A 17,509-nucleotide genomic window follows, 5' to 3' on the forward strand; every position below is an offset into this window, starting at 1 on the left:
TCGACCTCAACCTCGTCGAGAGATAGCATGGAGCACTGTTCGCGATGTCCTCGCACACCTGTTCGCGATGTCTCCGGTCCAAACAGGGGGGAGATTGGCAGTTGGGCCGCCGGCCCCAGGCATGCAACGGCAATAACTGGCGAAATCAGGAATGGCGGCCGATCTCCCCCCTTGAGGGGGAGATGTCCGATAGGACAGAGGGGGGCGCGAAGGAATGCAAACATTGCGCTGTTCAGCCCCCGAACGGGCGCAGCAGCGCCCGCGAGATGATGTGGCGCTGGATTTCCGAGGTGCCTTCCCAGATGCGCTCGACGCGGGCGTCGCGCCAGATGCGCTCGAGCGGCAAATCGTCCATCAGCCCCATGCCGCCATGGATCTGGATCGCCTCGTCGGCGACAAAGGCGAGCATCTCGGTGGCCTTCAGTTTGGCCATGGCCATGTCCTGGTCGGTGACGGTACCCTGATCGTACTTCCAGCCGGCTTCGAACACCATCAGGTCGGCGGCCTTCAGCTCGGTCGCCATGTCGGCGAGCTTGAACGACACGCCCTGGAACTTGCCGATCGGCTGGCCGAACTGCTGGCGCTGCGCGGCGTATTCGACGGCGTGGCCAAGCGCCCGCTCGGCGCGGCCGAGGCAGGTGGCGCCGACCTGCAGGCGCGTCGCGCCAAGCCATGAATTGGCGACGTCGAAGCCTTTGTGGACCTCGCCCAGAACCTGACTGGCCGGCAACCGGCAATCGTCGAATTCGAGGATGGCATTGGTGTAGCCGCGATGCGAGACGTTGCGGTAGCCGTCGCGCACGGTGAAACCCTTGGTGCCCTTGTCGACGAAAAAGGCGGTGATCTTCTTGCGTTTTCCACGCGAAGACTCTTCCTCCCCCGAGGCCATGAAGACGATGGCGAAATCGGCGAGGTCCGCATGGCTGATGAAATGCTTGGTGCCGTTCAGCACCCAGTCGTCGCCGTCTTGCACGGCGGTTGCCTTCATGCCGCGCAGATCGGAGCCGGCGCCCGGCTCGGTCATTGCCAGGCAATCCCATTTCTCGCCGCGAATGCAGGGAAACAGATATTTTTCGCGCTGCTCCGGCGTGCCGGCGAGAAGGATGTTCGAAGGCCGCGCCACGCAGGTCCAATGCAGCGCGTAATTGGCGCGGCCGAGTTCCTTTTCATAGAGCAGCCAGGTCACCGTATCGAGCCCGGCGCCGCCGACGTCGGCCGGCATGTTGGCGGCATAGAGGCCGGCTCCGATCGCCTTGGCCTTGATCTCCTCGATCAGCTCGCGGCGCAGCACGCCGGTGCGTTCAACCTCGCGCTCATGCGGGTAAAGCTCGTTCTCGACGAAGGCCCGCGTCGTCTCGACGATGAGCTTCTGCTCCTCCGAAAGACCAAAATCCATGGTCTCAGCCTTTCTTCCTTTTCTTCGGCTTTTCAGCCTTTGCCTTTTCGGCCGCCTTGGAGGCGGTGGGCTTCTTGGCCGCGAGCTTGGCTAGCTGCCTGGTGTAGTCCTTATGCAGGGCGCCGGCACCCCAGCCTTTGCCTTTGTTCTGCTTCGACAGTGCCTCCATGATGGCGACCAGATTGTCGTCGCGGATCTTTTCGAGCTCGCGGATCGACAGACCGTGCGCCTGATCGTCCGACTGGGTCGCGATCAGCTCGACCAGTTCATCGTTGAACTCCGGCACGTCCATCAGCTTGGTCCACGGCCATTTCAGGCACGGGCCAAACTGCGCCATGAAGTGGCGCATGCCGGCCTCGCCGCCGGCGACGCGATAGACCTGGAACATGCCCATCTGCGCCCAGCGCAGGCCGAAGCCGTAGCGCATGATGTCGTCGAGCTCCTCGACCGTGCAGATGCCGTCCTTGACCAGCCACAGCGCCTCGCGCCAGGCCGCTTCGAGCAGCCGGTCGCCGACGAAGGCTTCGATCTCCTTGCGGATCACCACCGGCTTCATGCCGATCGAGGCATACATCTCCTTGGCGACTTCGATCGCCTCGGGAAAGGTCTGTTCGCCGCCGACGATTTCGACCAGCGGCAGCAGATAGACGGGGTTGAACGGATGGCCGACGACCAGCCGCTCCGGGTGCTTCTTCATCGCCACCTGCATGTCGGTCGGCTTGATGCCGGAGGTGGAGGATCCGACAATGGCGTTGGCCGGCGCATAAAGGTCGATCTCGGCCAGCACGCGGTGCTTCAGGTCGAGCCGCTCCGGCACGCTTTCCTGGATGAAGTCGGCGTCTGCCACCGCCTCGGCGATCGTCTTGGCGAAGGTAAGCTTGCCCTCCTTCGGCAGGCCGCCGGGCAGCATCTGCTTGTAGGCGCGTCGCGCTCCCTTCATCACCTCGCCGACCTTGCGTGACGCCTCGGGGTCGGGATCGAAGATCGACGCGTCGATGCCGTTGAGCAGCAGCCGCGCCACCCAGCCGGCGCCGATGACGCCGCCGCCGATGGCGGCCGCCTTGTTGATGATGCTCATGCGGAGGCTCCGGTTCTTGTCCTGGCTGTTGCGGGGTCGGTGAGGGCGACGCGCTCGCCGGCACGGATCACGGACGCGTCATAGGCCTTGCGCGCGAACACTTCGAGCAGGAAGGGCCGGAAGAAATCGATCGGCAATGTCTCGTAATCCGGGTCGAAGCTCGACTGATCCCAGCGTTCGCAAAACTCATCGCAATCGTCGAAGTAGATGTGCCCGGCGAAACGGTCGCGGGCGTGTGGATTGCCGCCGAGGTGGTGGGCGTAATAGAGGCGCTGGAAATCGCCGTGCTTCTCCACCACCCAGGTGCATTGCTCGCGCACAAAAGGCTTCAGGATCGACGCCGCATACTCGTCGTGGTTATAGGGCGCGTAGATGTCGCCGATATCGTGCAGCAAGGCGCAGGCAATCCAGTCGGTGTCGGCGCCGTCGCGCCAGGCCCGCGTTGCCGCTTGCAGCGAATGGCCGAGCCGGGTGATCTTGTAGCCCGAGAGGCTCGCATCGAGCTGGACGAGCGCGTCGAGCAGCCGCTCGCCGGTCTTTGCCGCGTAGTCGATCTCGTGCTCGGTGAGGAAGGCGTAATCCTCGCGGTCGCCGTCCTTCATGGCGGTGAATTTCACGGTCTTCATCGGCGGCTCCTCCCAACCGGCTACCGGCTTTTCAAAGCGGTGCGCGCTTCGTCAGGTTCAGCTTCTTGCGGACTTCGTCCGGGCCGATGACCCTGGCGCCCATATTCGACACGATGCTGACCGCCCGCTCGACCAGCTGCGCATTGGTCGCCAGCACACCCTTGTCGAGCCAGAGATTATCCTCCAGTCCGACGCGGACATTGCCGCCGGCCAGCACCGCGGCCGCGACATAGGCCATCTGGTTGCGGCCAATGGCAAAGGCCGACCAGTTCCAGGTCGACGGTACATTGTTGACCATAGCCATGAAGGTGTTGAGGTCGTCCGGCGCGCCCCACGGCACGCCCATGCACAATTGCACCAAGGCGTCCGGCTTCAGCACTTCTTCCTCGACCAATTGCTTGGCGAACCACAGATGCCCGGTGTCGAAGGCCTCGATCTCCGGCTTGACGCCGAGCGCCGTCATCATGCCGCCCATGGCACGCAGCATGCCGGGCGTATTGGTCATGACATAGTCGGCCTCGGCGAAATTCATGGTGCCGCAATCGAGCGTGCAGATTTCCGGCAGGCACTGGCGCACATGTTCCATGCGGTTGCTCGCGCCGCCCATGTCCGTGCCTTTTTCGTTCAGCGGCAGCGGTTTCTCCGGCGGGCCGAATACCATGTCACCCCCCATGCCGGCGGTCAGGTTCAGCACCACGTCGACGTCTGCCGCGCGGATGCGCTCGGTTACTTCGCGATAGAGATGCACGTCGCGCCTAGGCTTGCCGGTCTCGGAATCGCGCACGTGGCAGTGCACGATCGCCGCACCCGCCTTTGCCGCCTCGATGGCCGAATCGGCGATCTCTCTGGGCGAGCGCGGCACATGCGGGCTGCGATCCTGCGAACTGCCGGACCCGGTCACGGCACAGGTAATGAAAACCTCACGGTTCATCGCTAACGGCATCGGATTCTCTCCCAATAGAACGTAGGGCAAGAATGCCTGACTTGCCGGAAACTGTTTTGCGTTTTACGAAGATCGTGTGACCAAAAACGAAAAACCGACGATCTTTCGGGCCGAGCGTTTGCCGCTCAAGGTAACGCTGCTGGTATTCTCCGGCTCGTCGATCATGTGCGTCGCCTCGGCCGTCGATCCGTTGCGCGCCGCCAACCGCATTGCCGGTGAGACGCTGTTCGATTTCAGGCTGGTCTCGGTGACAGGCGAGGCGCCGGTCACCACATGCGGCCTGCCGGTGGCGGTCAGCGGCCGCTTCGATGCGGCTGACACAACCGATATGCTGGTCGTCGTCGCCGGCTTCGGCTCGCAGAACCATGCCACATCGGCCTTGCTGTCCGGACTGCGCCGGGCGGCGCGCGCGGCACGCGCCTGGGGCGGCGTCGAGGCCGGCACCTGGCTGGTTGCCCGCGCCGGTCTGCTGGAGGGGCGCAGCGCCACCACCCACTGGGAGGACATGGAGGATTTCTCGTCGGCCTTTCCCGGCGTCGACGTGCGCCCCGACCGCTACGTCATCGATGGCCCGGTGTTCACCACCGGCGGCGCCTCGCCGACCTTCGACCTGATGCTGCATCTGATCCGCACGCGGCTCGGCATGGCCGTGGCGCTCGATGTCGCGAGCGTCTTCATCTACGACCAGGCGCGCGCCGCGACGGACGCGCAACCGCTGGTCTCGCTCGGCCGTCTTGACGGCTACGATCCCAGGCTGGCGCAAGCCATCCGGCTGATGGAAGCGCATGTCGACCAGCCGCTGACTATCGCGGCCGTGGCAAAGCGCGCCGGGGTGACGGCACGGACGCTGGAAAGCATCTTTCGCAAGTCGATCGGCGAAACGCCCGGCGCTTATTACCTCAGGCTGCGCCTCGGCGCCGCGCGCCGGCTGGTGGTCGACACGCGCATCGCCATGGCGGACATTGCCGGGCGAACGGGGTTTTCGTCCGCCGCGGCATTTTCCAGAGCGTTTTCAAGAGCGTTCGGCGAAGCGCCGGTCAGGCTGCGTCGGGGATAATGCATGTCGCCCAAAAGCCTGGCCACGGGCTTGACCCGAGCGTGCGTAGCGGTTTTGCGATAACGACATCCATAGGCAAAGGTAGATCAGGCAGCGTCCTGGCGGTCGCTGCTGCCGTCGATCTGCGAGCGCATCTGTCTCGCAAGATGGGTCTCGAAGCGGCTGGCGACCGCGCGATCCCATTCGTTTGCACTCAGCGCACCTTGTTTCGGGTGCGGCAGCGCCATCAGCCGGTCGATGATCGATCCAGCCTCGCCAGATGAGAGCAGGGCGTCGATTTCGCGTTCGTGCTGCATATCGTTTCGCCTCCTTCTTTCTGAATCCCGCCACGAACCACACTATAGGAGGTTCGTGACGGCTCTTTGAAGGCAAGAGCGAGGCGATTGATGGGCGATGCCGGGCAAAGTTTTGTCCGCCGCCGCCCATCTTGGGCACGATCGTTCCGGCAGGTCACGCAGTGCTTCAGCCAAGCCGCATCGACAGTTCAACATCCTCGCCGAACGGCGTGGACATGTAGCCACTCCCGGTCGAGCGCACCCGCTCGAGGTATTCGGGGCAAAGATCTGCGTTGTCGGCAACGACGAAGGCGCCCGGTCTGAGGCGGCTTTCAACCAGACTCAAGATCTCGGGATAGAGCGCTTTGGCGCCGTCGAGCAGAAGCAGGTCGACGCTTTCGGGAAGATCGACGCTTAATGTTTGCAGCGCGTCTCCTTCGCGGGTTTCCACCATGTCAATGAGACCGCCTGCTGTCAGATTACTCCTCGCGCGCGCGACCTTGGATGGCTCGAACTCGCTGGTGATCAGGCGGCCACCGCCATTGTCCCGCAAGGCTGCGGCAAGGTGCAGGGTCGAGATGCCGAACGAGGTTCCAAATTCGACGATCGTCCGTGCGCCGCTGCCTCGTGCCAGCATGTAGAGCAGCGTGCCGGTCTCTCGCGAAACGGGAAGCCAGAGATCCCTTAGCCGCCCATAGAAATCGAGGTATTCGGTCTTGCTTCGAACCAGCCGCATCCGCTCCTCGGCGGAGAGTTCCGCCACTGCAGGGCTTGTTGCCGCAGCGGCTTCCTCGAACAGGCGGTCCAGCAGGGGCGCGAGCGGCGTTGTCGTCAGTGTGGTCATATCGGTCTCCAGTCGGAATTGAACGCGTTCTTGTGCGACATTCAAAATACGACTAATCATTCGCATTCACTAATCGCATTGGCGCGGCTCTCAATGAGCGACAACCGAAGTCCGCGGATTTCCTCGCGAAAACAGCCGAAGCAGGCCCGCTCGGCGGAGCTCGTCGCTGCGATTTTGCAGGCTGCTGTTCAGGTTTTGGCGAGGGAAGGCGCGCAGCGCTTCACCACGGCGCGCGTGGCCGAGAAGGCCGGCGTCAGCGTCGGATCGCTGTATCAGTATTTTCCGAACAAGGCGGCGATCCTGTTCCGGCTCCAGAGCGACGAATGGCGGCAGACGACCAGTTTGCTGCGCGATATCCTCGAGGATATCAGGAAACCGCCGCTTGACCGGCTGCGCGACCTGGTCCACGCCTTCCTCCGCTCGGAGTGTGAGGAGGCTGCGGTGCGTGTGGCGCTCGACGACGCCGCCCCGCTTTACCGCGACGCGCCCGAGGCGCAGGCGGCGAGGGCGTCCGGAGACCGCACCATCCAGCTCTTCATGCAGGAGGCGTTGCCGAGCGCCGCGCAAGCGACTCGCGAATTGGCCGGCGACCTGGTCATGACGACGCTCAGCACGGTGGGGAAGCAGTTCTCGGAGACGCCTCGAACCCCCAAGGAGATTGAAGTCTACGCCAACGCCATGGCCGACATGTTTTGCGCCTACCTGAGAGGCCTCGATCACGGCTAAGGCGCGCCAGACCCGGTCAGCGAACAGGCCACGCGAGTTTCACACGGGGCAAAACCTTCGTCGGTTCAGCCCCGCAGAGAAGCCGTCTTAGCCGGCGGCCGCTGAACAATGCGGCCGCGAACTGGGTACGCCTCAGACGTACCGGTTGACGATGTTTTCGAGCAATTCCTGGCGGCCGGATCTGGGCTGCGGCTCGATCTTCTCTTTGACGACGCGCTCGGCGATTTCCTCCAGCGTGCGCTTGCCGGCAAGCATCGCCTTGGCCTCGGCCGAATCCCAGCCGGCATAGCGCTCGGCGAGCGGGGCGGACAGCGCCTTGTCCTCGACCATGCGCGCTGCCGCCTTCAGGCCGCGAGCGCAGCAGTCCATGCCCCCGATATGGCCGATCAGCAGGTCCTGCGGATCGAGCGACTGGCGCCTGAGCTTGGCGTCGAAATTGGTGCCGCCGGTCTTGAAGCCGCCGGCCTGCAGCACCTGGTAGTAGGCCAGAGCCATCTCCGGCACATTGTTGGGGAACTGGTCGGTGTCCCAGCCCGACTGGTAGTCGTTGCGGTTCATGTCGATCGAGCCAAAAATGCCGAGCGCATTGGCCAGCGCCAGTTCATGTTCGAACGAATGGCCGGCCAGGATGGCGTGGCCCTGCTCGATGTTGAGCTTGACCTCGTTCTCCAGTCCGAAACGCTTGAGGAAGCCATAGACGGTGGCGACGTCGTAATCATACTGGTGCTTGGTCGGCTCCTGAGGCTTCGGCTCGATCAGGATGGTTCCTTCGAAGCCGATCCTGTGCTTGTAATCGACGACCAGGTTGAGGAAACGGCCGGCCTGTTCCTGCTCGCGGGCAAGGTCGGTGTTGAGCAGCGTCTCATAGCCCTCGCGGCCGCCCCACAGCACGTAGTTCTCGCCGTTCAGCCGCTTGGTGACGTCGATGCAGTGTTTCACCGTCGCCGCCGAATAGGCAAAGACGTCCGGATCGGGATTGGTGGCGGCGCCTGACATGAAGCGGCGGTTGGAGAACAGGTTGGCCGTGCCCCACAGCAGCTTGACGCCGGTCTGCTTCATCTTTCCCGAGAAATAATCGGCGATCTCGTCGAGCCGCGCCGCACTTTCGGAAAAGTCCCGGCCCTCCGGCCGCACGTCGGCATCGTGGAAGCAGAAATAAGGCGCGCCCAGCAGCGAAAACATCTCGAAGGCGACGTCGGCCTTGAGTTTGGCCAGCTCCATCGTGTCGGTACCGCCGGCCTTGGGGAACCATGGCCGGTCGAACGTCTGACCGCCGAACGGATCGCCGCCCGGCCAGGCGAAGGAATGCCAATAGGCGACGGCAAAGCGCAGATGGTCTTCCAGCCGCTTGCCGGCGACGATCTCGTCGGGATTGTAGAACCGATAGGCCAGCGGATTGGTCGAATCCGGTCCCTCGTATTTGATCTGTTGGATGTCGCCGAAAAAACCGCTGCTCATGTTTTTTTCCTCTCGCATGGTTCGGCCTGATTACCTCAGGCGTAATTGGTTTCGCGCTGGCGCTGGTCGAAAAGGCTCATGTCAAAGCCACCCAACGAAGGAGACAGACCATGACCGACCTCAACACCATTGCCGAAAACTACATCGCCGCCTGGAACGAGAGCGACGCCGCACGCAGGAAAGCCTTGCTCGAGGCGACCTTCACCGAGGACGTCGGCTACCGCGATCCGATCATGCAGGGCGACGGCCATGACGCCATCGCCGCGCTGATCGAAGGCGTTCAGCAGCGCTTTGCCGGCTTCAGGTTCTCGCTGAAAGGCAAGCCGGACGGCTTCGCCGATACCATCCGCTTCTCCTGGAACCTCGGGCCGGAAGGCGTCGGCTCCGTCATCGAAGGCACCGATATCGGCGTCATCGAAAATGGCCGGCTGAAAAGCGTCACCGGCTTTCTCGACAAGGTGCCGGCACAGTGAGGCCTTCTCGGCGGGCCACGGCGAGGGCGGGAAACCGCTCACGCCGTGGCGCTCCTGATCGCCGGGTAAAGCTGGCGGTAGCGCTGATAGGCATCTGCATAGGCATCGCTTAGTGCGGCGACCGGCTCGACCGTGGCGTCCGTCGCCGGCGCCGTGCACACGGCGCGCGGATCGGCGCCTGTCGCCGCGATCAGGCCAAGCCGGGCCGCTCCGAAGGCGGCGCCGAAATCGCCGTCGGCTGGGATATCGACTGGCAGGCCAAGCGCTGTGGCGATGGCCTTCAGCCAGTAGCGCGAACGCGAGCCGCCGCCGATCGCCGTCACCCGGGTCAGCGTCGTACCGGCTTTGGCCAGGGCTTCGAGGCTGTCGCGGAAAGCGAAGGCGACGCCTTCGAGCACGGCCTGGGTCAGCGCCGCGCGGCCGGACTCGTGGGCAAGCCCGGTAAAGGCGCCCCGAATGACGGAATCATTGTGAGGCGTCCGCTCGCCTGACAGGTACGGCAGGAAAGAGACACCGCTCGGCGCCTGCAGCGAATCGCCGAGTTCGGCGGTCAACTCGCCGGCACTTTTTCCAGCGATCCCCGACAGCCAGTTGAGCGAATCGGTTGCCGACAGGATGACGCCCATCTGGTGCCAGGTGCCGGGCAGTGCGTGGCAGAATGTGTGCACTGCGCTTTCCGGATTGGGCAGATAGGACGCGTTGGCGGCAAAAAGCACGCCCGACGTGCCGAGCGAGACGAACGCCTGCCCGGCGCCGACCGTGCCCATGCCGCAGGCCGAGGCCGCGTTGTCGCCGGCCCCGCCGGCGATCGGGATGCCCGCCTGCATGCCCCATCTGGCGGCCAGTTCGGCGCGCAAGGCACCGGCCTTGGCCGTGCCTTCGACCAACGACGGCATCTGGCTTTCGTCGAGCGACGTGACAGCGAGCAGTTCGGAGGACCAGGCGCGTTTGCCGACATCGAGCCACGACGTGCCAGCCGAATCCGACATTTCCGAAATATGCTCGCCGGCGAGCCAGAGCCGCAAAAAGTCCTTCGGCAGCAGGACCTTTGCCACCTTGGCGAAAACAGCCGGTTCGTTGTTTTTCACCCAGGCCAGCTTCGGCGCGGTGAAACCGGGAAAGACGATGTTGCCGGTCAGCTTGCGAAAGCGCGGGTCGGCATCGAGCGCGGCCGCCTCGGCGTGGCTGCGTGTGTCGTTCCATAGAATGCAGGGGCGCAGCACCTGGTCGGCGGCATCGAGCAGGGTGGCGCCATGCATATGGCCGGAAAGGCCGATGCCTTTGACTGCCGCGAGTTCCTTCGCATGCATTGACCGCAACTCGCCGACCGCCGCTTCGCAGGCGCGGATCCAGTCGGCCGGGTTCTGCTCGGACCAGCCGGGATGCGGGCGCGACACGTCGAGCGGCGCATGGCCGGAACCGACGATGCTCTGCCTTGCATCGATCAGCAGCGCCTTGACGCCCGACGTGCCGAGATCGAGGCCGAGATACATGTTTCCTCCCATGTCCGTCATGCCTGGCGGCGACGGTCTTTCTTGCTTCGCTGCCCAGTCCTGTGACACGGGCGGCGAAGATATCCCGGCAATCGTGCCGCCGGAAACGCACCCCGGTCAACACGCGAAGATTTTTTCGACGCTCGAAAAAATCAGGCCGGGGCAGTTTTTAAGGCAAGATGTGGCCGTGGTCAATTCGCCGCGGGAGCGTTTGCACGCCGTGAAAACAGTGCCGACAACGGGCTGTCCGGCCGTGCCAGCGCGCGTTCCGCCGCAAGCGCCCTCGCCAGCGCGCCATCACCGGAACGCAATGCCGCTTCGATCAGTGTCAGGTCGATGACGTCGCGTTGTGCGTGGCTGCCGCCGAAGCGATGGGCGATTGCCCGCATCGGCCGGATCAGGCGTATCGTCCCGGCATAATTGCCCTCGCCGAATGCCTTGATGGCGAGCGTCAGGGGATGGCCGACATCCCTGGTGAAACCGGCGTTGTCGTCCTTGCCGCGCATCGCCTCGCGCTGCGCCTCGAGCAAGTTGCGGGCCGGCGCTTCGAGGCCGGCACCGACAAACGCCATCATCGCGTGGGCGTCGTTGAAGGCATAGTGGCCGGCGCTGGCCATGGGCAACCAGTTGGCGGCGAGTGTCGCCCAGCGCTCGCCGACATCGACGCCGCCGAGATGCAGCCGCCACAGGATCGCCGAGGCATCGACCATGTTGAGCGCCAGCATCGAGCGTTCGCCATAGATCGGCCCGTCATAGAGCGCCAGCACCTCGTCGATTTCGCCGAGATCATAGTGGAACAGTGCCAGATGCCACCAATTGTGCACCTGCAGGAAGCTCTCCCGCGTCCACGCTTCGGGATTGGCGCGCATCCACAGAATGCCGTCCTTCTGCCGGCTCTGCATCTCCATGACATGGGCCACCGCATGCTGGGCCCAGCCGTCGCGCGGCTCGATATCGACCGCCGTGCGGCCAAGTTTTTCGGCGCGCGCGTAATCGCCCATTTCCTCCAGGCCAAAGGCCTGCATGCCGAGTATGGCGTGATAGCCCGGCATGTCGCGCTGCCAGGACGGCAGCGCGCGGCCGATGCGGTCGCGCAGCATGCGCGCATTGCCGGTGAAGAAGTCGATCTGGTGGCCGGTCTGCAGCGCCAGCGCATCGAGCGGAAACTCGATGGCGATATCCTCCAGCACGCGGGCGGCCTCGTGCCAGCGTCCATCAGCAAGGTGGCCAAGGGCGGCGACATGCGCCTGCTCGCGCGTTGTCGCGGCAAGCGGCAGCGCCGCCTCGTGACATGCCTTGGCCACCGCCGTCGCCTCACGCTCTGTGGCAAGGCCAAAGAGATAACCCTTGAACACCTGCGCCATGACGAAGCCGGGATCTTCGGCGATTGCCTGGTCAATGGAACCGACCGGATCGCCGATGAAGCACTGCAATTCGCGAACGGCCCGGCTGTAGGTCGAGAGCCCGGCCTCCGTCGCGCCAGACAGTGTCAGGCCGAATGCATCGCTCACCGCCATGGTCTGTCCCTCAGTTGCCCGAGCGCATCGCCACTGTGGCGATGCCGGCGCCGACCAGCAGCGTGCCGCCAGTGCGGTTGAAGATGCGGATCGCCTTTGGATTGCGCACCACGTTGCGCGCCCTTGCCGCGATCAGCGCATAACCGAAGGCATTGGCGAAGGCGAGCGCCAGGAAGGTCGTCTCGAAGATCAGCATCTGTGTCCAGAAATCCGCATGCCGGTCGAGGAACTGCGGCAGGAAGGCGACAAAAAAGGTGATGCTTTTCGGATTGAGCGCGGTAACCAGCCAGGCGTGCGTCGTCATTTTCGCCGATGACACCGCATCGGTACGCGGTTCGGCCCGGAGCGCGCCGCCGGCGCGAAACAGCTTGATGCCGAGATAGATCAGATAGCCGGCGCCGATCACCTTCAGCACGGTGAATACGGTGGCGGACGCCGCCAGCAGCGCGCCGATACCCAGCATCGACAGTGTCATCGCGGTGAAGTCGCCGAGCGCCACGCCGACTGCCATCGGCAGCGCGGTGCGCCAGCCCTGGCCGAGCGCATATGAAACCACCAGCATGATGGTCGGGCCCGGAATGACAAGAAGGACTGCCGAGGCGGCGGCAAAGGCGGCCCAGTTTTCGAAGGACATTTTCTTCTCCTTGAGCTCAAAGAAGAGGATAAATCCTTGGCCTCGCGCAGATGTAAAGAGGCAAAGTCGAAAAAGCCTCTCGTTAATGCCAGGCGGCCGGCCTTCACGCTTTTTCAACCATGATTGGCGAAAATGCCTGCTATACGGCCGGAGCGTGTTTCCCGCCGACAGCGTAGGGTTTGGGTAAATGCGTGAGTTGCCGCACGGTCTGTCGCTGCCGCACAATGGCGACGCAATCGAAACCGAAATACAGCTTTCCCGTCGCACGGTGCTGTCCGGCGCCGGTGCGCTGGCGCTGCTCGGCGTCGCCGGCTGCAGCCAGACGCTGGATCTGCCGTCGCTCCAGCTCGACGACGTCACCACCGGCTCGATCCGGCCCATCCGTCCGAGTATCAGCGTCGACAAGAACATTACCAGCCCCGACGTGATGTACGCTTCGCTCACCGACGGTGGCTTCAATGTGCCGGAAGTGCCCTACCTCAAGGTCAAGCCGGAGTTCCGCCGCCAGATCGTCGTCGATCCGACCGGCGAGCAACCCGGCACCATCGTCGTTCACTCGCAGGAACGGCTGCTCTATCTGGTGCAGCCCGGCGGCGAGGCGATCCGTTACGGCGTCGGCATCGGCAAGGACGGATTCCGCTGGTCCGGCCGCGCCAACATCCAGTACGGCAAGGAATGGCCGGTCTGGACCCCGCCGCCCGAGATGATCGCCCGCAGGCCGGAACTGGTGAAATGGCAAAGCGGACAGCCGGGCGGCCTCGACAATCCGCTCGGCGCGCGTGCCCTCTACATCTATCAGAACGGCAGCGACACCGGCTATCGCATCCACGGCTCGCCCGAATGGTGGAGCATCGGCCAGGCGATGTCGTCGGGCTGCGTGCGCCTGATCAACCAGGACATCATCGACCTCTACAGCCGCGTCTCCAAGAAAAACCCGGTCGTCGTCGTCTGAACGGCGGCTTCGCCTTCAGCGATCACTCTGCCGTTGCGCGATGCCGCAAGACAGGCGAATGTGCCTGCGATTTCATCGCCCGGGAGACGTGAACAATGGCCGGAACTTTTGTCATCGCGCAAGGCGGCGGCCCTACCGCCGTCATCAACCAGACGGTGGTTGGCGCCGCGCTCGAAATCCGCAAGCGGCATCTCGGCGCCAAGGTGCTTGGTTCCATCCACGGCGTGCGCGGCATCCGCGACGGCAATTACGTCGATCTTTCGGCCATCCCCGAGGACCGCCTGCGATTGATCGCGGCGACACCGAGCGCCGCGCTTGGTTCGACGCGCGACAAGCCGGATGCCGCCTATTGCGACCTCATCCTCAACGGCTTGAAGAAAGCCGGCGCCGATGCCTTCATCTATATCGGCGGCAACGACACCTCGGGCACGCAGCAGATCCTCACCGACGCTGCCGGCGGCAAGATCGCCTTCGTGCATGCGCCGAAAACCATCGACAACGATCTCGAGGAGAACGACCACACGCCCGGCTTCATGTCGGCGGCCGAGTTCGTCGCGGGAGCATTCCTTTCGGTCGATCTCGATTTCCGGGCTCTGCCGGGCATCTATGTCGGCATTGTCATGGGGCGGCATGCCGGTTTCCTGACGGCCGCGTCCGCGGCCTGGCAGCTCGATCAGGACAGCGGCCCGCATCTCGTCTACGTGCCGGAGCGGCCGTTCTCCGCGGCGGGCTTCATCGACGACGTTCGTGCAACGCTCGATCGCCACAAGCGCTGCATCGTTGCCGTCTCCGAAGGCGTCAGCACCGCCGACGGCAAAGCGCTGGTCGAAAGCCTGGTGCCGCCGGAAAGGCTGGAGCGCGACCAGCACGGCAACGTCAAGCTGTCGGGCAGCGACCTGCCGGCAGCCTTGGAGCGCGCGCTCGCCGAAGGACTGCCGGGCAAGCGGGCGCGCGTCGATGCGCTCGGCTATATGCCGCGCGGCTATGTCGGCGCCATCAGCGCGGTGGACGCGCAGGAGGCCTTCGATGCCGGTGCCTTCGCGGTCACGGTGGCCGACGAGGGCGGCGGTTCGGTGGCGCTGCAATATGACGGCAAGAAAACCGTGCTGAAGAAGGTGCCGCTGAAGAACGTCGCCGGCAAGACGCGCCATATGCCGGATGATTTCATGCTGCCGGATGTCAACCGGCTGTCCGATGCGGGGATGGCCTATCTGAAGCGGCTGGTCCCGCAAAAGTACAAGGTCGGCAAGCCGTTCGTCTGATGCCGGCCTTGATCTGATGGACAGCTGGTTCAGCAAAACCATCGTCAACGCCAATACGACGGTGCTGACCGAGCCCTTCGTGCACGAATTCGTGCGCGCCAACATCTGGCATCTGCGCGGCCGCGATGTCGACCTGCTGGTCGACACCGGCATGGGGATCTGCCCGCTGGCGCCGCAGATCGACACGCCGTCCGGCAAGCCGCTGCTCGTCGTCGCCACGCATATCCATCTCGATCATGTCGGCTCGCTGCACGAGTTTCCGCTGCGGGCAGGGCCGCGCCACAGCGCCGCACAGTTCGACAGCATGGATGAAGCGGTGACCTACGCCTACATGTTCCATGATCTGGAAGGCGCCGTCTCCAGGCTGCCGGCAAAGGGCTGGAAGGCGGCCGATTACAGGATTCAGCCGGCGCCTCTGGCCCGGACCCTGGACGAGGGCGATAGGATCGACCTCGGCGACCGCCAATTCCGCGTCCTGCATCTGCCCGGCCACTCTCCGGATTCGATCGCGCTGTTCGACGAGGCTGACGGCCTGTTCTTCGCCGGCGACGCCATCTACGACGCCATGCTGATCGACGACCTGCCGGATTCGGATCGTGCCGCCTATCGCCGCACGATGCAGCGCCTGCTCGAGCTGCCGATCCGGATCGGCCATGGCGGCCATGGACCGAGCTTCGATGGCAGGCGGATGCGCGAGATCGCCACCACCTATCTCAGCCGGACCGACCGGAAAGGCGAATAGGAGGCCTCGGCTGAGGCGGCGCAAATCTGAGGCGATTTGTCTTGGGCAGCTATTTTGTTCTTGCTTTGTGCCGGCAGCTATGCTACTAATATCGGTATGGTGCTGATTCGCCCCAACCGACCCGCCCCTCCCGAGGCGGGTTTTGTATTTTCGGGTTTCGGCGGCAACGCCGCGAGGCGGTTGCCGGCTGGAAATTAAATCTTCGTAATATTATCTGGAAACCATAATCGGCGCCCTAGATGCGGGGCTGTCGATCCGGTCGGCTGCCGTGACAGGCGAGACAGGCAAGGCCGACGACCGACGCGCCGATGAATTGTTCCGGTGACGGAACGTCGCGGCGCAAGACCAATCTCTCGCCCGGACAACGGCCATGTCACCAATCCAGACCCTTCGCAGACATCGCGTCGCCGCTCTGCTGGGCGCCGCGCTGATCGTCAGCCCCTTCGCCCTGTCCTTCGCTCCCAGGCTGAATGATGTCCTGGCGGCAACAGTGACCCCACCTGTCACCGGCATGACGGCGCCCCGCGGCTCGTTCGCTCCGGTCGTGGCGGCCGACAAACCGGCAGTGGTGACGATCACCACCCTCATGAAATCGGCGCAGTCGGACACCACGAGCGAGGCCTCCCCATTCGGTGGCAACGAGTTCGGTGGCAACTCGCCTTTCGACGACTATTTCCGCCGTTTCTTCGGTGACCAGGGACTGCCCGCCCCCAAGACACCGCCGGAACAGGCGCCGCGCACCGAGGCCCTCGGCTCAGGCTTCATCGTCGGTGCCGACGGCATGATCGTCACCAACAATCACGTCGTCGACGGCGCCCAGTCGGTCAAGGTGATGCTCGACGACGGCACCGAGCTTCCCGCCAAATTGATCGGCCATGACACGAAGAACGACCTTGCCGTGCTCAAGGTCAACGCCGGCAAGGCCTTGCCGACCGTCAAATGGGGCGATTCGGACAAGCTCATGCCGGGCGACCAGGTGCTCGCCTTCGGCAATCCTTTCGGCCTTGGCACCACGGTCACCGCCGGCATTGTCTCGGCGCGCGGCCGCGATCTGCACAGCGGCCCGTTTGACGACTTCATTCAGATCGACGCACCGATCAACCGGGGCAATTCCGGCGGCCCGCTGACGGATGTGTACGGCGATGTCGTCGGCATCAACACCGCGATCTTTTCGCCGAATGGCGGCAGCGTCGGCGTCGGCTTCGCCATCCCCTCGGACCAGGCGCAAAAGGTCGTCGCCAAGCTGATGAAGGGCGGCTCCATCCAGTACGGCTATCTCGGCGTCCAGATTCAGCCGGTGACGCCTGATGTGGCGAGCGCCATCGGCCTCGATCACCCTACCGGCGTGCTGGTCGCGCAGGTCAGCGACGGATCGCCGGCCGCCAAGGCCGGCATCGAGACCGGCGATGTCATTACCAGCTTCGCCGGCCAGGACATAAAGGATCCGAGGGATCTGTCGCGCGCCGTCGCTGACGTTGCGCCTGGCACGAGGGAAGCCCTCAATGTCTGGCGCAAGGGGAAAAGCCTGCAGATCTCCGTCGAGATCGGGCGCAACGAAGACGACACGGCGACGGGATCGGTGACCGGCGATTCAGGTCAGCCGTCGACGGGGCAGGGCCTTCGCGCACCGGCGCTCGGTCTCGGCCTGATGGACGTCACTCCTGATGTGCGCCAGGCAATGAACCTGCCGGAAAACCAGCACGGCGCACTGGTCGAGCGCGTCGACCCGAACAAGGCGGCGTCGGCTTCCGGCATCCAGCCCGGCGACATCATCGTCGGCGTCGACCAGACTCCGGTGAGGAGCGCCAGGCAGGCAAATCAGGCGATTGTGCAGGCTGCCAAATCCGGCAAGAAATCGGTGCTGCTGCTTGTCGAGCGCGGCGACGCCCAGATGTTCGTCGCCGTCCCCTTCGCCAGCGGCTGAAGCGGGCGCCGCGCTGCCAAGATCAATGTAGAGCATTGCCGCCAGGCCGGAGCCAAGATTTCGGTTGCCCGCGCTCGCGTCTTCGAGAAAACTGACAAAGCTCGATTGG

Annotated in this window: 17 protein-coding genes; 7 read left to right on the forward strand and 10 right to left on the reverse strand. The window is 64.2% G+C overall.

The window, feature by feature from the left end; translation table 11 throughout:
* Positions 1–232: 232 nt before the first annotated feature.
* Genes NKI39_RS00005 through bcoG form a run of 4 tightly spaced genes read right to left on the reverse strand, consistent with a single transcriptional unit; the run spans position 233 to position 4,043 of the window.
* A complete protein-coding gene (locus NKI39_RS00005; RefSeq protein WP_352818774.1) occupies positions 233–1,396 on the reverse strand; it encodes an acyl-CoA dehydrogenase family protein in 1,164 nt (387 codons plus the stop codon).
* A 4-nt stretch (positions 1,397–1,400) separates the two neighbouring features.
* The gene (locus NKI39_RS00010) at positions 1,401–2,474 is read right to left on the reverse strand and encodes a 3-hydroxyacyl-CoA dehydrogenase NAD-binding domain-containing protein (RefSeq protein ID WP_352818771.1); all 1,074 of its coding nucleotides are present in this window, start codon (positions 2,472–2,474) and stop codon (positions 1,401–1,403) included.
* Positions 2,471–3,100: an HD domain-containing protein gene (locus NKI39_RS00015; protein WP_352818768.1), complete on the reverse strand. Its 630-nt coding sequence runs from the start codon at positions 3,098–3,100 to the stop codon at positions 2,471–2,473. Before NKI39_RS00015 ends, NKI39_RS00010 begins: the two co-directional genes overlap by 4 nt.
* A 31-nt stretch (positions 3,101–3,131) precedes the next feature.
* Positions 3,132–4,043 (reverse strand): 3-dehydrocarnitine:acetyl-CoA trimethylamine transferase BcoG, encoded by a 912-nt coding sequence (gene bcoG / locus NKI39_RS00020; protein ID WP_352472538.1) that lies wholly within the window; start codon positions 4,041–4,043, stop codon positions 3,132–3,134.
* A gap of 76 nt (positions 4,044–4,119) precedes the next feature.
* Between bcoG and NKI39_RS00025 the strand changes: the two genes are divergently transcribed.
* Positions 4,120–5,100 carry a GlxA family transcriptional regulator gene (locus NKI39_RS00025; protein ID WP_352472537.1) on the forward strand — a complete coding sequence of 327 codons (981 nt, stop codon included), beginning with the start codon at positions 4,120–4,122 and terminating at the stop codon, positions 5,098–5,100.
* Between the two features lie 86 nt (positions 5,101–5,186).
* On the opposite strand, the gene NKI39_RS00030 is transcribed toward NKI39_RS00025, so the two are convergent.
* Positions 5,187–5,396, reverse strand: coding sequence for a hypothetical protein (locus NKI39_RS00030; protein WP_023680243.1), 210 nt, complete (start codon positions 5,394–5,396; stop codon positions 5,187–5,189).
* A gap of 166 nt (positions 5,397–5,562) precedes the next feature.
* Positions 5,563–6,219, reverse strand: coding sequence for an O-methyltransferase (locus NKI39_RS00035; protein WP_352748847.1), 657 nt, complete (start codon positions 6,217–6,219; stop codon positions 5,563–5,565).
* A gap of 93 nt (positions 6,220–6,312) precedes the next feature.
* On the opposite strand from NKI39_RS00035, the gene NKI39_RS00040 reads away from it, so the two are divergent.
* Positions 6,313–6,945, forward strand: coding sequence for a TetR/AcrR family transcriptional regulator (locus NKI39_RS00040; protein ID WP_352454840.1), 633 nt, complete (start codon positions 6,313–6,315; stop codon positions 6,943–6,945).
* 132 nt (positions 6,946–7,077) lie between these two features.
* Here NKI39_RS00040 and xylA read toward each other — a convergent pair whose 3' ends face one another.
* A complete protein-coding gene (gene xylA, locus NKI39_RS00045) occupies positions 7,078–8,403 on the reverse strand; it encodes a xylose isomerase (protein ID WP_352782230.1) in 1,326 nt (441 codons plus the stop codon).
* A gap of 110 nt (positions 8,404–8,513) precedes the next feature.
* Here xylA and NKI39_RS00050 point away from each other — a divergent pair, with 110 nt between their 5' ends.
* The gene (locus NKI39_RS00050; protein WP_352472535.1) at positions 8,514–8,876 is read left to right on the forward strand and encodes a nuclear transport factor 2 family protein; all 363 of its coding nucleotides are present in this window, start codon (positions 8,514–8,516) and stop codon (positions 8,874–8,876) included.
* Between the two features lie 38 nt (positions 8,877–8,914).
* On the opposite strand, the gene xylB is transcribed toward NKI39_RS00050, so the two are convergent.
* The 3 genes from xylB to NKI39_RS00065 form a co-directional block, all read right to left on the reverse strand.
* Positions 8,915–10,369, reverse strand: coding sequence for a xylulokinase (xylB, locus tag NKI39_RS00055; RefSeq protein WP_352830581.1), 1,455 nt, complete (start codon positions 10,367–10,369; stop codon positions 8,915–8,917).
* A 191-nt stretch (positions 10,370–10,560) separates the two neighbouring features.
* Positions 10,561–11,886 carry a tetratricopeptide repeat protein gene (locus tag NKI39_RS00060; RefSeq protein ID WP_352830197.1) on the reverse strand — a complete coding sequence of 442 codons (1,326 nt, stop codon included), beginning with the start codon at positions 11,884–11,886 and terminating at the stop codon, positions 10,561–10,563.
* Between the two features lie 10 nt (positions 11,887–11,896).
* The gene (locus NKI39_RS00065) at positions 11,897–12,520 is read right to left on the reverse strand and encodes a LysE family translocator (protein WP_352830200.1); all 624 of its coding nucleotides are present in this window, start codon (positions 12,518–12,520) and stop codon (positions 11,897–11,899) included.
* A 187-nt stretch (positions 12,521–12,707) separates the two neighbouring features.
* Here NKI39_RS00065 and NKI39_RS00070 point away from each other — a divergent pair, with 187 nt between their 5' ends.
* The 4 genes from NKI39_RS00070 (at position 12,708) to NKI39_RS00085 (ending at position 17,400) form a co-directional block, all read left to right on the forward strand.
* Positions 12,708–13,472: a L,D-transpeptidase gene (locus tag NKI39_RS00070; protein WP_352743868.1), complete on the forward strand. Its 765-nt coding sequence runs from the start codon at positions 12,708–12,710 to the stop codon at positions 13,470–13,472.
* Positions 13,473–13,567: 95 nt separating this feature from the next.
* Entirely contained in the window at positions 13,568–14,734 is a 1,167-nt protein-coding gene (locus tag NKI39_RS00075; RefSeq protein ID WP_352818747.1) for a diphosphate--fructose-6-phosphate 1-phosphotransferase, read from the forward strand.
* A 16-nt stretch (positions 14,735–14,750) separates the two neighbouring features.
* Positions 14,751–15,476, forward strand: coding sequence for an MBL fold metallo-hydrolase (locus NKI39_RS00080; protein WP_352818744.1), 726 nt, complete (start codon positions 14,751–14,753; stop codon positions 15,474–15,476).
* A gap of 370 nt (positions 15,477–15,846) precedes the next feature.
* Positions 15,847–17,400, forward strand: a complete 1,554-nt coding sequence (locus NKI39_RS00085; RefSeq protein ID WP_352818741.1) for a DegQ family serine endoprotease — start codon at positions 15,847–15,849, stop codon at positions 17,398–17,400.
* Positions 17,401–17,509: the final 109 nt, after the last annotated feature.

The organism is Mesorhizobium sp. M0664, from assembly GCF_040320565.1.
Taxonomy (GTDB): domain Bacteria; phylum Pseudomonadota; class Alphaproteobacteria; order Rhizobiales; family Rhizobiaceae; genus Mesorhizobium.

What these genes read in the sequence shown, in the direction of transcription:
- NKI39_RS00050 (WP_352472535.1), top strand. Translation starts at nt 8,514, where the DNA reads ATGACCGACCTCAACACCATTGCCGAAAACTACATCGCCGCCTGGAAC.
- xylA (WP_352782230.1), bottom strand. Translation starts at nt 8,403, where the DNA reads ATGAGCAGCGGTTTTTTCGGCGACATCCAACAGATCAAATACGAGGGA.
- NKI39_RS00030 (WP_023680243.1), bottom strand. Translation starts at nt 5,396, where the DNA reads ATGCAGCACGAACGCGAAATCGACGCCCTGCTCTCATCTGGCGAGGCT.
- NKI39_RS00080 (WP_352818744.1), top strand. Translation starts at nt 14,751, where the DNA reads ATGGACAGCTGGTTCAGCAAAACCATCGTCAACGCCAATACGACGGTG.
- NKI39_RS00075 (WP_352818747.1), top strand. Translation starts at nt 13,568, where the DNA reads ATGGCCGGAACTTTTGTCATCGCGCAAGGCGGCGGCCCTACCGCCGTC.
- NKI39_RS00005 (WP_352818774.1), bottom strand. Translation starts at nt 1,396, where the DNA reads ATGGATTTTGGTCTTTCGGAGGAGCAGAAGCTCATCGTCGAGACGACG.
- NKI39_RS00065 (WP_352830200.1), bottom strand. Translation starts at nt 12,520, where the DNA reads ATGTCCTTCGAAAACTGGGCCGCCTTTGCCGCCGCCTCGGCAGTCCTT.
- bcoG (WP_352472538.1), bottom strand. Translation starts at nt 4,043, where the DNA reads ATGCCGTTAGCGATGAACCGTGAGGTTTTCATTACCTGTGCCGTGACC.
- xylB (WP_352830581.1), bottom strand. Translation starts at nt 10,369, where the DNA reads ATGTATCTCGGCCTCGATCTCGGCACGTCGGGCGTCAAGGCGCTGCTG.
- NKI39_RS00010 (WP_352818771.1), bottom strand. Translation starts at nt 2,474, where the DNA reads ATGAGCATCATCAACAAGGCGGCCGCCATCGGCGGCGGCGTCATCGGC.
- NKI39_RS00040 (WP_352454840.1), top strand. Translation starts at nt 6,313, where the DNA reads ATGAGCGACAACCGAAGTCCGCGGATTTCCTCGCGAAAACAGCCGAAG.
- NKI39_RS00085 (WP_352818741.1), top strand. Translation starts at nt 15,847, where the DNA reads ATGTCACCAATCCAGACCCTTCGCAGACATCGCGTCGCCGCTCTGCTG.
- NKI39_RS00035 (WP_352748847.1), bottom strand. Translation starts at nt 6,219, where the DNA reads ATGACCACACTGACGACAACGCCGCTCGCGCCCCTGCTGGACCGCCTG.
- NKI39_RS00015 (WP_352818768.1), bottom strand. Translation starts at nt 3,100, where the DNA reads ATGAAGACCGTGAAATTCACCGCCATGAAGGACGGCGACCGCGAGGAT.
- NKI39_RS00070 (WP_352743868.1), top strand. Translation starts at nt 12,708, where the DNA reads ATGCGTGAGTTGCCGCACGGTCTGTCGCTGCCGCACAATGGCGACGCA.
- NKI39_RS00060 (WP_352830197.1), bottom strand. Translation starts at nt 11,886, where the DNA reads ATGGCGGTGAGCGATGCATTCGGCCTGACACTGTCTGGCGCGACGGAG.